The 15,049-nt window shown below is 32.9% G+C and carries 13 protein-coding genes and 3 pseudogenes; 9 read left to right on the forward strand and 7 right to left on the reverse strand.

Translation table 11 applies throughout. The annotated features are described in order from the left end of the window. Positions 1-28: 28 nt before the first annotated feature. Entirely contained in the window at positions 29-1,378 is a 1,350-nt protein-coding gene (locus tag AB3211_RS04350; RefSeq protein WP_367363716.1) for a TolC family outer membrane protein, read from the reverse strand. A gap of 436 nt (positions 1,379-1,814) precedes the next feature. Here AB3211_RS04350 and AB3211_RS04355 point away from each other — a divergent pair, with 436 nt between their 5' ends. The 6 genes and pseudogenes from AB3211_RS04355 to AB3211_RS04380 all read left to right on the forward strand — a co-directional run. Then, positions 1,815-3,068: a hypothetical protein gene (locus tag AB3211_RS04355; RefSeq protein WP_367363717.1), complete on the forward strand. Its 1,254-nt coding sequence runs from the start codon at positions 1,815-1,817 to the stop codon at positions 3,066-3,068. A 377-nt stretch (positions 3,069-3,445) separates the two neighbouring features. Next, entirely contained in the window at positions 3,446-5,872 is a 2,427-nt protein-coding gene (gene gyrB / locus AB3211_RS04360; protein WP_367363718.1) for a DNA topoisomerase (ATP-hydrolyzing) subunit B, read from the forward strand. Between the two features lie 144 nt (positions 5,873-6,016). Continuing rightward, positions 6,017-6,916, forward strand: a complete 900-nt coding sequence (locus tag AB3211_RS04365; protein WP_367363719.1) for a DUF2608 domain-containing protein — start codon at positions 6,017-6,019, stop codon at positions 6,914-6,916. A 439-nt stretch (positions 6,917-7,355) separates the two neighbouring features. Beyond that, on the forward strand, positions 7,356-7,490 hold the full coding sequence (gene rpmH, locus AB3211_RS04370) for a 50S ribosomal protein L34 (protein WP_341748129.1): 135 nt from the start codon (positions 7,356-7,358) through the stop codon (positions 7,488-7,490). A gap of 3 nt (positions 7,491-7,493) precedes the next feature. Next, positions 7,494-7,922, forward strand: coding sequence for a ribonuclease P protein component (gene rnpA, locus AB3211_RS04375; RefSeq protein WP_367363720.1), 429 nt, complete (start codon positions 7,494-7,496; stop codon positions 7,920-7,922). 126 nt (positions 7,923-8,048) lie between these two features. Continuing rightward, a pseudogene (locus AB3211_RS04380) lies at positions 8,049-8,216 on the forward strand (IS6 family transposase); the annotation flags it as partial. Between the two features lie 111 nt (positions 8,217-8,327). On the opposite strand, the gene lepA reads toward AB3211_RS04380, so the two are convergent. Beyond that, positions 8,328-10,130, reverse strand: a complete 1,803-nt coding sequence (lepA, locus tag AB3211_RS04385; protein ID WP_367363721.1) for a translation elongation factor 4 — start codon at positions 10,128-10,130, stop codon at positions 8,328-8,330. Between the two features lie 83 nt (positions 10,131-10,213). On the opposite strand from lepA, the gene prfB reads away from it, so the two are divergent. Further along, positions 10,214-11,324 (forward strand): peptide chain release factor 2 gene (gene prfB, locus AB3211_RS04390; protein WP_367363722.1). Its coding sequence is split into 2 segments (ribosomal slippage): positions 10,214-10,282 and positions 10,284-11,324, totalling 1,110 coding nucleotides; the frame shifts between segments, so codons are not numbered across the junction. A gap of 63 nt (positions 11,325-11,387) precedes the next feature. Here the strand turns inward: prfB and AB3211_RS04395 are convergent. The 5 genes and pseudogenes from AB3211_RS04395 to AB3211_RS04415 all read right to left on the reverse strand — a co-directional run. After that, positions 11,388-11,531 (reverse strand): annotated as a pseudogene (locus tag AB3211_RS04395) (IS6 family transposase); the annotation flags it as partial. Positions 11,532-11,593: 62 nt separating this feature from the next. Then, positions 11,594-11,698 (reverse strand): hypothetical protein, encoded by a 105-nt coding sequence (locus tag AB3211_RS04400; RefSeq protein ID WP_367363723.1) that lies wholly within the window; start codon positions 11,696-11,698, stop codon positions 11,594-11,596. A 32-nt stretch (positions 11,699-11,730) separates the two neighbouring features. Continuing rightward, positions 11,731-11,954, reverse strand: a pseudogene (locus AB3211_RS04405) (transposase); the annotation flags it as partial. 283 nt (positions 11,955-12,237) lie between these two features. Continuing rightward, positions 12,238-12,678, reverse strand: coding sequence for an IS200/IS605 family transposase (gene tnpA / locus AB3211_RS04410; protein WP_367364806.1), 441 nt, complete (start codon positions 12,676-12,678; stop codon positions 12,238-12,240). 196 nt (positions 12,679-12,874) lie between these two features. After that, entirely contained in the window at positions 12,875-13,264 is a 390-nt protein-coding gene (locus AB3211_RS04415; RefSeq protein ID WP_367363724.1) for an ATP-binding protein, read from the reverse strand. Positions 13,265-13,487: 223 nt separating this feature from the next. On the opposite strand from AB3211_RS04415, the gene AB3211_RS04420 reads away from it, so the two are divergent. Both AB3211_RS04420 and AB3211_RS04425 read left to right on the forward strand, forming a co-directional pair. Then, positions 13,488-13,763 (forward strand): transposase, encoded by a 276-nt coding sequence (locus tag AB3211_RS04420; protein WP_367363725.1) that lies wholly within the window; start codon positions 13,488-13,490, stop codon positions 13,761-13,763. A gap of 24 nt (positions 13,764-13,787) precedes the next feature. Further along, positions 13,788-15,011 carry an IS256 family transposase gene (locus tag AB3211_RS04425; protein WP_367363661.1) on the forward strand — a complete coding sequence of 408 codons (1,224 nt, stop codon included), beginning with the start codon at positions 13,788-13,790 and terminating at the stop codon, positions 15,009-15,011. Positions 15,012-15,049 lie beyond the last annotated feature (38 nt).

The following is a 15,049-nucleotide window of genomic DNA, read 5'->3' on the forward strand; positions in this document are numbered from 1 at the left end:
CGCAATTATTGATTTTCATCGAGTATAATTAAAAACCTATAATAAGTTTCTTCTTGAGTCCTTTAAACTCATCTTCAGGAGTAAAATATTTAACTTTTAATTTTAAGCTTTTTGCTGTCAATTCCCCAAGTAAAGATTTTATTTGGTAAGCTGCTAAAATAGAGTCTCTGTGTGCATCAACTTTTGACACCCTAGCACTATGTAATTTTTCTTCAGCAATTAAAACGTCTAAGATTGTTTTAGAACCAACAATTTCTTCCTGCATTGTCCCATCGTAAGCTATTTGAGCAGATTCTACACCTTGTGATGTGGCAATAACTTTAGACTTTGCTGCTTCAAATCCTTCCCAACTACCAATAGCACTTGCCCGAATTTGTTTTATTGTATCATCAAGCTGAATAACTGCACTCCTAGTACTATTTTTAGCTTTCCTAATTTTTGAATATTCGCTACCCCCGTGAGAATAAATAGGTATATTAACTGATAATGTAGATGTAGTACTTCTATTATTGGTATTATATGGGCTTTCTGGAGTGTTATGGGTTTTACCAGATTGAACTTTAAAGCTTACCTTGGGTAAAAGTTCAGCTTTTGCTGCCAGTTCACTAGCTTTATAACTTTTAACACTATGTCTTGTACTATCTATGTTAGGATTAACATTTATCGCTCTTTGCATTAAAGCCTCTAATGAATTAGGTAAGTTATCAGGTATAGGAGGCATATCAATATCATTCGCTTCTATACCGAACATCCGAATGAAGCTTGCTTTTGTTGCTTGATAATTAGCATATGCGGTTAACTTCTCAGTTTCAGCTTTTGCAAGACCAGCCTTAGCAGTAGCTAAATCTATTGATGTTGCCTCACCTAATTTTAGTTTTTCTTCAATGGTTTCTAATTGCTGTTTGTTAGCTTTTACACTAATTTCAGAAATCTCATATTTTTCTTTTGTTTCATAACAATCGAGATAAGTTTTTATTAGGTTAAGAAGAATTTTTTGTTCTTCTGCATAATATTTAGCGCGCGATGCCCTAAAAGCTGATTGGGCGGCTTTCAAAGTTGCAACACTACTCCCACCACTAAATATAGGCTGCTCTATTACTAAAGCTCCCTGTTGTGATTTCAGTTCTCTTTTAGAAGAAGCAGCATATTGACTATTCGGTTTATTCGTATTAATAGCAGAATCAATATTATAAGACGCACTGGGCATAAAACCTGAAAAAGCTGCAGAAAACTGTTCAATTTCATTTAAAAAAGTCTGCCTATTGATTTGTAACTCACCATTATTATTATATGCACTAGTTAGAGCATCAGATAAGTTAACAGCATAAACTGAATAGTTTAGTAAAATGATAACGGTGAAGTATAGGAATTTATGCATAATTGGTTTTCTAAAAATATGTTTATGTTAAAAAATTTTGCTAGCTTATGCAAGAAGTTAAAGGTATTCTTGATCTAAAACTTGATTTGTTGTGATAAAGCTAGCACGTATAGCTAACCAAAAAATATTTAAGCCGTAGTAATGATGATAGCCTTGATGTCATGCCCTCTTCGGTGCGGAATATAAAAAATAGCCTGAAAGGCTATTATATATCGTAGATCCCTGCCTATGCAGGGATGACATAGCTTTAGCTAAGATAACATTAACATATGGCTAAAACCTTCTCGGGTTAACTATATAATAGCTCAGATCAAATCAATTAGCTATAACATATCAAAAACTAACTGTCAGAGCAATATAACAGTTTTAAAGTGCAGTTTTTATTTGTATTATTTGAGTAATAATTTAAAAATTTTAATATAATTCAATTATCTATATGCCTAATATATACTCTTTCCTTTCAAAAGTCGCTTTACCCACTATCTTATCAGATGCTTCTATTGCTAGTGCTATAGAACAGTTAAAGTTTGATTCTATGAAAACACTCAAAACGTTTCCTAGGAACTTAAGGGCTATTAAAAAAAGAGTTGACTATATATATAACATATTTCTTGATTCAGAAGATCAACAAAGGGAACGAGAAATAGCTGAATCATTCAGAGAAACAGTAGGTAATTCCTTAGATGAATTAGAAAAGTACATTGATGAACAGCAACCGGTAAAGGAAGAGATATTATTCTTTGAAGATGCTTTCATTGAGCTAATAATAAAAGTTCTTGAAAGTATTGTGGAGTTTCAAAATAGACTAGATATCTTGTATCCTGGAGCGTCAAAAGAGATCGTTGATTATTTAGGTAATTTATTAATTGGTATAATAGTTGTGCAAATGCCTGTAGTCGGTTTAATACTCAAGGGAAGTGGCTTATTAGACTCAGTAAAATCTTTTCTCAGTACTGAGAATCTAACAAAGACAGTAGATAATTGGCAAGAAAAACTAGAAATAGTTAGAGAAAAACGAGCCGAAATAGAAAAAAGTACAAATCTTAAAGAAAAATATTCCAAAGCTACGCAGATTGTTGAAATCACAGAAATAGCAGGAGTATCACCTGTAGCTGTAGCAGAATTAGGGTTAGATATTGACTCTTTGAAGAAAATTAATAAATTGGTTGCACAAGATCCAAAAGAAAAAAAATCTTTTAAAAAACTTATTGACTTATCTGAAGAAATCCCTCATACTAAAGATGGTATAATGGTAGGTGTTGACCTTCTGCGTAAAGGTATGACTAGAATCCTTGGAAATATACCTGATCAAGGAAAAGAGCTAAAAAAATCAATTGAAACCGAATTATCTCACATAAAAGAAAACCTCCTTGCTGTATTAGATCCCAATAAAAGCATTCTTGAGAAGTTAGGATATTGCCACAAAGCAGCCAAAAATATATTGATTATTGAATCTAAAATACAAGAAACAGTCAAATTAATACCTGACAGGGAAAAAATCACCACATCTTTTGCAAATTTAGTTAAGGATAAGACAAAAAATATTCTACCAGCATATTTTTTGAAAAACCTTACATCGTTAAGAACCCCGTTAGAATCGTTACCTGAACTACTACAAGTAGGAAATGCTATGAAAGTAGTCCTTGAAAATAGTAGTAGTAAAACCCAAGGTGTAGTACGAAAAAGGTAACATTTTGCTAAAAACATGATTTTACTCGATAATCAAGTTTTTATTAAGTTATATAATTCATGGCAGTGTGAAAATCATGAAAAGAAGCTGAGAAGATGTCATTCCCGCACAGGTAGCGGAATCTAAAAAATAGCCTGAAAGACTATTTAAACTTTTTTAGATCCCAGCCTACGCTGGGATGACATAAACTACCATGAATTGTAGCCTTCAGAAAAAAACTTGATTATCGAGTTTTTAGCTTTAGAAAGGTTTAAAATGCATTCGCGTTAGCCGCTTTAAGAATGCATTTTTCCTTATTTTAATAAACTACTTGAAAACTATACACTTGCTGTAATTTTGGTGTATAGTTATTCTTTATCTTTCATTTTATGTATAATATGTCAACTAATCAACAACAATCAATAGCAGAATTAGAATATGGAGCTGACTCCATCAAAGTTTTAAAAGGTCTTGAGGCAGTAAAAAAAAGACCCGGTATGTATATTGGTGATACTGACGATGGTTCAGGATTACATCATATGATTTATGAGGTTGTTGATAACGCAATCGATGAAGCTTTAGCTGGTTATTGTAACTTAATTGAAGTAATACTAAATGCAAACGGATCTGTAACAGTGCGTGATAATGGACGTGGGATACCTGTTGATATTCATGAAGAAGGCATATCAGCAGCTGAGGTTATTATGACTCAACTGCATGCTGGAGGCAAGTTTGATCAGAATTCTTATAAAATATCTGGTGGATTACATGGTGTTGGTGTATCTGTGGTAAATGCTTTGTCAGAATGGTTAGAACTTAAAATTTGGCGGGCTAATAAGGAGTATTTTATAAAATTCAGAGATGGTGCTACTGAAGTACCACTGTTACTGAAAGGAGATTCATCAGAGAAAAATGGTACTGAAATTACTTTTTTCCCGTCTATTACAACTTTTAGCACGATTGAATTTAATTTTGCTACTGTAGAGCATAGGCTTAGAGAACTAGCCTTTTTGAATTCCGGTGTAAGGATATTATTAAAGGATCATCGTTTTTCTGAACAACAAGAAGTAGAATTCTGCTTTACCGGTGGTGTAGAAGCTTATGTCAAGTATGTTGATAGAGCCAAAACCTCATTACATAAATGTATAGCACTCAATACCAATAACCAAGCAACAGGGATTACTTTCGAACTAGCTATGAATTGGAATGATTCATATCATGAAAATATTTTATGTTTTACCAATAATATAAGGCAGCGTGATGGTGGTACGCACCTTATTGCCTTTAAAGCCGCTCTTACTAGAGTTGTCACAACTTATATTGAAAATATTGGGCTTAACAAAAAAAATAAAGTAAATTTCACTGGTGATGATACGAGAGAAGGTCTCTCATGTATTTTATCAGTAAAAGTACCAGACCCTAAGTTTTCTTCACAAACTAAAGATAAATTAGTTAGTTCTGAAGTTCGACCTATCGTAGAAAATGCCGTATATACTAAGATTTTAGAATGGTTTGAAGAACATCCTAGTGACGCAAAAATAATTATTAATAAAATTATTGAAGCTGCAACTGCTAGAGAAGCAGCAAAAAGAGCAAGGGAATTAACTCGTCGGAAATCGGCTCTTGAAATTTCTAACTTACCTGGGAAACTTGCCGATTGTCAAGAAAAAGACCCTGCTCTTTCAGAGTTATTTATTGTGGAAGGAGATTCTGCCGGTGGTACAGCAAAGCAGGGTAGAGATAGGAAATTTCAAGCAATTTTGCCACTGCGAGGTAAAATCTTAAACGTTGAAAGAGCTAGATTTGATAAAATGTTAAACTCTGAGCAAGTAGGGACTCTAATAACAGCTCTTGGCACTGCTATTGGTAATGAAGACTTTTCTTTGGATAAGTTAAGATATCATAAAATAATTATTATGACTGATGCTGATGTTGATGGTTCGCACATCAGAACCTTATTACTTACTTTCTTTTACCGGCATATGCGTCAATTAATTGATAAAGGATATCTATATATAGCTCAGCCGCCTTTATATAAAGTAAAAAAAGGTAATAACGAGCTTTACTTGAAAAATGAACAAGCTCTGCAAGATTATTTAGTCAAATCTACTATTAGTGATGCAACAATTATGTTGTATAATGGGGTAGAGATCATTGGTAATGATCTTGAGGGGATAATAAAGGCGGTTATCAGGTTCACTACGTTACTTGACCAAGTAAGCAAAAAATTTAATCGGCAAATTGCAGAATCTCTAGCTATAAAAGGTTTATTAGGTAATCAAATATTTGATAACGATAAGACAAATGAAATAAATCAGGCTTTAAATATTTTAAATCTTGGTGATATCACACCTGATAAGACAGATTGGCAGTTTATAGTTAACGCAAATAATATAGAATTTTTTCGCTTTGTTCGGGGGGTAAAAGAAAGTAAAATTTTATCAAAAGAACAGCTTGAGTCTTTTGAATTTATTCAGCTAGCTAAAGCATTTACCCCACTTGTAAATTTATTTATTGGACAAGCAAAGTTGTTGATTAAAAACCAGGAATTTATGATTACGTTACCTAGTATGTTACTGAATTATATATTAGAACATGGTAAAAAAGGTATAGCTATTCAACGTTTTAAAGGTCTTGGAGAGATGAATTCCGATCAGTTAGGAGAGACAACATTAGATCCTCAAAAAAGAACTTTACTGCAAGTTAAAGTACATGAACAAGATAGTGCTGAGGTGATTTTTTCAACATTAATGGGAGATATTGTTGAACCTAGAAGACAATTCATTCAAGCAAATGCTTTGAATGTAGTTAATTTAGATGTTTAAAACTCATAGGCACTCCCTTAAAGGTTAACTAAATTTTTATAGCAAGAAGTAGAAGTGTATACTCGATGAAAATCAAGAATTGCGTTAATTTCCCATTGAGAATGCTTATCCTTTATTAGACATCATCAAGAAGGTTGTGTAACGATGAAAAATTACTTGAACCAGATTAAATTGGGTATCAAGATTGGATTCATGGTGTTCATGGGCTTTTTCGCTTTTGAAGCAAATGCTCAAATTGTACAAGCATCTTCGGTTAACGAGATTAAAACATATACTTCTCAATTTGACGGCGAAAACACTCTTGTTTTATTTGACCTCGATTATGTACTGTTTGTGCCACGGGATAGCGTGTTAAGATATGCGGGCGAGAAAGACAATTATCGTTCAAAACACCTCAAAGCCATCTTTAAAGATTTTCAAGGAAAAGAGATTGTACTTAATGGGTGTAAAGTACCGATGGAAGAGTATTTAACTAGTCAGATTTTATCTTCTAGTAAGGTTGAGTTGGTTTCTTCGGACATGCCAAGCTTTGTTAACGAACTTGATTCTCAAAAAATGACTATTGTCGGGTTTACGACCAACAGCAGTGGGAAATACGGTATCGTTCAGAATGAAGCACAACTTCATTTATCACGCTTAAAGTCTCTTGGGTATCATTTTAAAGATAATGATGATTTATTAAAGGGTTACTTTCCTGAATGTATTTCTCGTGTTATATTCACGAACAAAACAGATAAAGGGAAAGTGCTTTTAGGTTTCTTGGAGCAATTAAATAAAAATTACAAAAATATCGTTCTTGTTGATGACAGATTGAAAAATCTAATTTCAGTACAAAATGTACTTAAAGATAAAGATCCTCAAATTAATTATCTAGGTATTCATTATACTGAGCTCAAAGATAAAAATGAGGTATTAAATCAGGATATAGCAGATAAACAGTTTCAGGTATTATCTCAAGAGCATATATGGTTGAGTGACGATGAGGCACAAGCTCGACTGAATAGGAGCTTCGTCCGGAATCTAAGGTTTTACAATTTTCGCTAGACCACGATTTACAAATGTGACAGAACCCTCGAATGACATCGGTAGTAGTTAAATTTAAGTTTATATCAACTATTGACTGTGACTTTCAAACTGCCCTAGTTTTAAATAATGTTATTTAACCTCAGTTCGATATAAGAATTAATAATTCTTATATTGAACTGGCTTTGTTATAAGGAAAAATGTACTCTTGAAGTGGCTGACGCGAGTGCATTTTAACTTTTTTCATCATTCAATATGTGATTTTAATTATTAAAATCACATATTGAATGGAGTGTTATATTTTAACAATCAGGTGGGCAGCCGCTTCAAACCTGATTGTTTCTATATATAACACGAAAGTTCGATGTAACTTGTTACATCGAATTCAGGTTATTTAAGTTGACAGTTTAACATTATCTAACTATAAAGAAATATATTATTTCGTATTGGATGTGAATTTATGAAACGTACATTTCAACCTAGCAATTTAGTAAGAAAAAGAAGACATGGATTTAGGGCAAGAATGGCGACTGTCGGCGGTAGAGAAATTTTAAGGAAACGCCGAGCAAAAGGCAGAAAAAAATTATCAGCGTAGTAAGTGCTTATCTCATCCCTAAAAAATCAGAAAGAATTTGACCTAGTTAATAAATTAGGAAAAAAGTTCCATTGTCTTTATTTTATCACAATAATAGCAAAGAATTCTACTAAACTCTTTGCAAAACTAAATGTGAAAGGTAATATTGACGACAAAACTACCCAAGTGCAGCTATGTAAGAAATCTGGTGAGATTCTACATAATTCGTCAAATACATTACTTTTTGGCATGAAAGTCGGAAAAAAGTTAGGAAACGCTGTTATTCGTAATAAAATCAAAAGACGCATTAGGCATTTAGTTAGACTGCTAAGCAAGGAATCAAAATTCAAACAAAATAGTTGGGCAATGATAGTTGTCCCTAGGAAAGGTTTTGAGCAAATTGAATTTGCAACTTTATTAAGTGAACTATATAAGATAGTTTCAAAGGTGTAATCCTTGTATAATGCATAAATTACCTTGCTTGTAATAAACCTATTAATATACAAATACCCCCGGTTCTGTCGCATCTATTGCAAATAACACAAGGGAAGAGTAGAATAGTGTAAAGAAAGTATATCTATGCCATTTTATATTTCTCCGAAACTGCTTAAATATTTTAAAGGATTCTGTTCTTCACCAAAAATTATCATGTTATTTGTTTATATGAAATGTAGATTTTCTTTGAGCTATCAAGATTTAGAAGAAATGGCTATTATTAGAGGCGCTAGAATAGATCATGCTACTTTAACCTCAGTTCGATATAAGAATTAATAATTCTTATATCGAACTGAGGTTACTTATAACATGTTTTTAAGATATAAGAACCCTAGAATGTTGTATTGAATTCAGGTTATGATATCACTCATCTCCTATTTTAAGAGCAGCTATAAAAGCAGATTGAGGGATCTCAACATTACCAATATTACGCATACGTTTTTTGCCAGCTTTTTGTTTTTCCAATAATTTACGCTTACGAGTTATATCACCGCCGTAGCATTTAGATAAGACGTCTTTACGCATTGCTTTGACAGTTTCTCTAGCAATTATTCTACTGCCAATAGCAGCTTGAATAGCAATTTGAAATAATTGCCTTGGGATTAGATCACTGAGGCGTTTACACAATTCTCGACCTCGATATTCTGACCTTGAACGGTGTACTATAGTAGATAAAGCATCAACTGGCTCACTATTAACTAAAATAGATAATTTTACCAAATCGCTCTCCTGATAAACATCTATTTCCCAATCAAAGCTAGCATAGCCTTTTGTGTAACTTTTTAACTTATCATAAAAATCAAATACTATCTCATTTAACGGTAATCGGTAAATTACCATAGCCCTACCGGCTACATAAGTTAATTCAATTTGCACCCCTCTTTTATCGGTACATAAAGATAACACATTACCTAAAAACTCATCTGGTACTAATATTGTTGCCTTAACCCAAGGCTCTAACATTGAGTCGATATTTTGCACAGGTGGCAAATCAGCTGGGTTATGTATTTCTAATTGATCTCCACCACGCATATTAATCTTATAAATCACACTAGGAGCGGTGGTTATCATATCAAGGTCAAATTCGCGTTCCAATCTTTCTTGTACTATTTCAAGATGTAGTAACCCTAAAAACCCACAGCGAAAGCCAAAACCTAAGGCTGTTGAACTCTCTGCTTCAAATTCAAAGCTAGCATCGTTAAGTTTTAATTTAGCTAAAGAATCTTTTAAATGCTCAAATTGAGAAGCATCTGAAGGATATAAACCACAAAACACTACCGGTAAATGCGGTTTAAAACCAGGCAAAGATTCCTTACAAGGTCTTTTCTCGTCAGTTATTGTGTCCCCAACTTTACAATCAGCAACTTGTTTTATTGAAGCAGTAAAGAAGCCTATTTCTCCTGGGTATAAAATATCTGATATATGTTTTCTAGGAGTAAAATACCCAACATTTTCAACATTATAACTAGAATTGGTAGCCATCATTTTAATACGCATATTCTTGCGTAAAACTCCATCGATAACTCTAACTAAAATTACTACCCCTAGGTAAGAATCGTACCAACTATCAACCAGTAATGCTTTTAAAATGTCTGTTTGATTAATTCTTGGACATGGCAGCCTATTAACAATTGCTTCAAGTACCTCCTCTATTCCTATACCACTTTTTGCAGAAATCAATAATGCATCGCTTGCATCTATACCAATTACATCCTCTATCTGTTGCTTAACTTTATCAGGATCAGCAGCTGGTAGATCAATTTTATTTAGGACTGGAATAATTTCATGATTATTATCGATCGCTTGATAAACATTTGCTAGAGTTTGTGCCTCAACACCTTGGCTACTATCCACTACTAACAAAGAACCTTCACAAGCAGCTAACGATCTACTCACCTCATAAGAGAAATCCACATGACCAGGAGTATCCATTAGGTTTAGATAGTATGTATTACCATCTTTTGCTTTGTAGGTTAATCTAACAGTCTGTGCTTTGATAGTGATACCACGTTCTTTTTCTATGTCCATTGAGTCAAGTACCTGATGACTCATTTCTCGAGTTGCCAGCCCCCCACAATATTCAATTAATCTATCTGCTAGAGTAGACTTACCATGATCAATATGAGCGATGATTGAAAAATTTCTGATAAAGTTTTGATTATTCATGGTATATTTGGTATAATGTTAAAATTAGAAAGAAGTTTTATCTTTATATAATAAAATTCCATTTTATAGTAGGAAAATTAATAATGCGTGCTGAAATTGAACATTATGTAAAAAAAATTGAACAGTCTTTAGAACTGCTCAGGAGGTCGCTTTGATTTCGATAACGCAACCAAAAGGCTTTTAGAGCTAGAAAATATATCAGAAGATCCGGATCTGTGGAATAATCAAGAGAAGGCCTCGAGTATTCTAAAAGAAAAAAGACTTCTAGATATCAAGCTTAACTCGTTTAAACAACTTCAGTCTAATCTTACGGAATGTTTAGAACTTGAGGATTTGGCATTTATTGAAAATGATCAACAAGTTTTGCAGCAAGTTCAAGAAGATTTAGGGAAGCTATCTATTATTGCCGGAAAATTTGAGACTGAATGTTTATTTTCTGGAGAATTTGACAGTAATAATTGCTTTCTAGAAATCAACGCTGGAGCTGGAGGAACAGAAAGCCACGATTGGGCATCAATTATGATGCGTATGTATTTACGCTTTGCAGAAAGGCTGGGTTTTAAAAGTGAAATTATTCATCTTATTAATGGCGAAGAAGCTGGAATAAAATCATGTACTATTAAAATTAATGGCTACCAAGCATATGGTTGGTTTAGAACAGAATCTGGTGTGCATAGGCTAGTTAGGATATCACCTTTTAATGCCGCAGGTAAAAGGATGACTAGTTTTGCTAGCAGTTGGGTATATCCAGAAATTGATGATGATATTTCCATTACAATAGATGAAAAAGATCTTAGAATTGATACTTATAGGTCTTCCGGTGCTGGGGGACAACATGTAAATACTACTGATTCTGCAGTAAGGATTACCCACTTACCGACTAATATCGTAACCCAGTGCCAAAATGATAGATCGCAGCATAAAAACAAAGCACAAGCTATGAAAATGCTTAAAGCAAGGCTTTATGAGTCAGAGTTAAAAAAACGTACCGATGATATTAATGAACAAAATGCATCCAAGACTGAAAATGGTTGGGGACATCAAATAAGATCTTATGTATTACAGCCTTATCAGATGGTTAAGGATTTACGTACCAACCATGAAACTTCTGATACTAAGGGTATACTTGATGGTGATTTAGAGAAATTCGTTTCAGCCAGCCTATCAATGAGTGTTGGTAATATTAGTCATTAGACGGTTCTGTCGCATTTGTAAATCGTGGTCTAGCGAAAATCGTAAAACTTTGGATTTTGGACATTATGATGCCATGAGCATAACAAAATGCTCAAAAGTAGCAAAATTATTATTAGCTCCAGTAATTTGTCTTTTTTGAATCATACGAATATTTTCTATACCAGTAATAGTAGCAGAGCGAAAACTCTTAAACCCCAGCATCGGTTTGGTATAATGGACTGAAAAATCAACACAAAAAAAAGATAATTTTGTTTCCTATTTTGCATTTATTAAGCAGTGATTTGCATGTAGTTTTGCATATAATTAAGGTAGACACTCATAGGTTTTTTATAACCAATAGCTGAATGAAATCTTTGATAATTATATTTATTCATATAATTATCAATACTATCTTTTAGTTCTTTAATCCGTTCATTGAGATTTGAATGTTATGATCTTTCAGCATCTGTGTATGGTCATGGCTAGTATATTGACTGCCTTGGTCACTATTAAATATTTTTGGAGCTTTGTATTTATTAAGGGCATCTTTAATACATCAGTTACCAAAGTCACATCCATTGAATTTGATAATTTATAACTCAATATGGCTTTACTATGCCAATCTATAATAGCAGCTAAATACATAAAACCATCATTAGTTCTGACATAAGTAACCTCAGTTCGATATAAGAATTATTAATTCTTATATCGAACTGAGGTTCTTTTAATAATTCTAGCACTATTTTTGTTTTTTCTTCGGCACTGAAAATTCTTACCTTATTTTTCATAGTTGTTCCTTTTAGTGCGCCACGAAGTGTAAATATGTAAATTGTAATCAGCTATTGCCCCCCCTAACCACATAAAAAAATTAGCCAATTACTCCCCCTAGAAGTGGGAGTTTGTTATAGAACCGCTCAAAGCGGGTTAATATTACTTATTTTGACCTGTAAAACAGGTTAAGTTGATCAGCTCTTTTATCCTCAGATTCTTGGTTTTGAACGTATTTACGTACTACCTCTTCATTCGCTCCTACGGTACTCACAAAATATCCTCTTGCCCCAAATTTATGACCAACAAAATTTTGCTGTTTATTTGCTATATTTTGTGCTACCCATATAGAACTTTTACCTTTAATAAAACCCACAATGGTTGAAATAGAATGTTTGGGAGGAATGGATATTAGCATATGCACATGATCCTGCATTAAATATCCTTCCTCTATCTTACATTCCTTTTGACCCGCTAAACGATGCAACACTTCTTTTAACTCTTTCCTAATTAATCCAAATATCGTTTTCTTGCGATATTTGGGTGTAAAAACAACATGGTACTTACATTCCCATGTACAGTGGTTTAAACTATTATAGTTTGGCATATACATTATCCTTCTTGATTCTGCTTTGAGCGGCAAAATCATTTAGGGATATCTTTAGTATATGTCAAACTCTATGATTCCACCGCTGAAAGCGGTGGCTTAGCATTTGGGATAGTTAATTTTGGTTAAAATTCAGATAGAATTTTCTAAAATCATTGTAATTTTTAATTAATACCGTAGTCTATTATTTTAATCTTTAATCTACATCTTTCCCTCCTCTGAAACTTTTATTACCAGTTTCTATGATTTGACAATGATGCGTTATCCTATCAATAATTGCCTTTGTTGCCTTAGGATTACCAAATATATCACCCCATTCTTCAAATCTCAAATGGGTCGTTATAATGAGCGAAGATTGTTCATATAATTTAGCAAACAGCTCAAATAATAAGAATCTAGCCTCGGCTTTTATTGGTACATAGCCCAGTTCATCTATCACAATAACATTGAATCTCTTAACTGAATCGATGAATTTGAGTTCATAGTTATGCATTCTAGCATTGAGTAATTGGCTAGCTAGTTCATTTAAAGTGTAGAACCTCACCCTGTATGTAAATTGTAATGAACTATTGACCCACCAAACCATAGTAAAAAATTAAATGAATTATAGTTTTTTGATCAGATTTTAACCATTATTAAAATTCAGATTCAGATAATATTTCACTATACTCAGTTGATAATTTTTTTATTACAATATTGCTCTTTACTAGGTTCTGTTGACAAAAATTATAGTTAGGAAAGAGGAATAAAAAGTTGCCATAGTAAGAAGAAATGGTAGTTTCTAGTTATCAAAAAAAGGAACTACCAATATGAAGTATTACATAGAAGAACAAGCATGGGAAGTAATTTTATCATTTTTTAAGAAAAAAAATGGTATACACAACAAGAATGAAGAAAAAATGAGACATTTTATTGAAGCAATATGGTTTATTGTTAGAACAGGTTGCCAATGGCGTCTTCTACCTGATGATTATGGTTGTTGGTACAGTATTTATCGCAGATTTAAGAGATGGGTTGACAAAGGTGTAAATTGTAATCGGCTCTGTCCAAAAAACTGTGTAAATTTCGAAATAGGTTATATATAAAAGTATAACAAAAAAGGAAATTACATGAATAAAAAAACTAATGAATCAATAAAGCAAGCAGTAGATTTATTAATAGATAATGATACAGATGTAAGTACAATACTGAAAGAAGGAGGTTTATTAAAAGAATTGACCAAACGTTTAATAGAGAAGGCACTGCAGTCAGAAATGAATAATCATCTAGGCTATGATAAATACAGTTGTGCAGATAATGATAATGCTCGTAATGGTATAACTAGCAAAAAACTGATCTCCGAACATGGAGCTGTAGAAATAGAAGTACCAAGGGATAGGCATAATACCTTTGAACCCGCAATACTACCAAAACGCCAGAAACGTTTTGATGGTTTTGACGATAAAGTACTATCATTATATGCTAAAGGCATGAGTATATCTGATATTAAGATTCAGTTACAGGAGTTATACAGTGTTGAAATAAGTGAAGGCTTAATCAGCCAAATTACTGATGATGTAATGGATGAGGTTAAAGCTTGGCAGAGTCGACCATTAGAAGAGATATATCCGATAGTATTTTTTGATTGTTTAGTAGTAAAAGTCAGGCAAGATAAAAGGATAATCAATAAGGCAGTATATGTTGCATTAGGAATTGATTTATCTGGTAAAAAAGATATATTGGGATTATGGATCAGTGAAAATGAAGGGGCAAAATTTTGGCTCGGTAATTTTACCGAAATGAAAAATAGAGGGCTAAAAGATATACTGATTGCCTGTAGCGATAATCTTACTGGTATGTCTGAGGCAATAGAAGCAGTTTATCCAAAAACAGAACATCAATTGTGTATTGTACATCAGATTAGAAATAGTTTAAAATATGTGTCGTATAAAGATAGGAAGCAACTGTCTAGCGATTTAAAGCCGATATATACTGCAGTAACGGAAGAACAAGCCCATTTAGCTTTAGTATCTTTTGAAGAAAAATGGAATAAACAATATCCACAAATTGCCAAATCATGGTATAATAATTGGGACAATCTAATGATTTTTCTAGGGTATCCTGAGTCAATTAGAAAGGTAATTTATACAACTAATTCAGTTGAATCTGTCAATAGTCAATTGCGTAAAGTAACAAATAATAAGCGGGTTTTTCCTAATGATAATGCTGTTTTTAAAAGTTTATATTTGACAATTGACTATATGACCAAAAAATGGACTATGCCCATTCCAAACTGGAATGAAGCTATGGCTCATTTGATGGTTAAATTTGAGGATAGGCTTAACAAAATTTAATGACCTATTTTTTCGAATTTACACAGTTTTTTGGACAG

Source organism: Candidatus Tisiphia endosymbiont of Nedyus quadrimaculatus (assembly GCF_964059235.1).
In the GTDB taxonomy this organism is placed as follows: Bacteria; Pseudomonadota; Alphaproteobacteria; order Rickettsiales; family Rickettsiaceae; genus Tisiphia.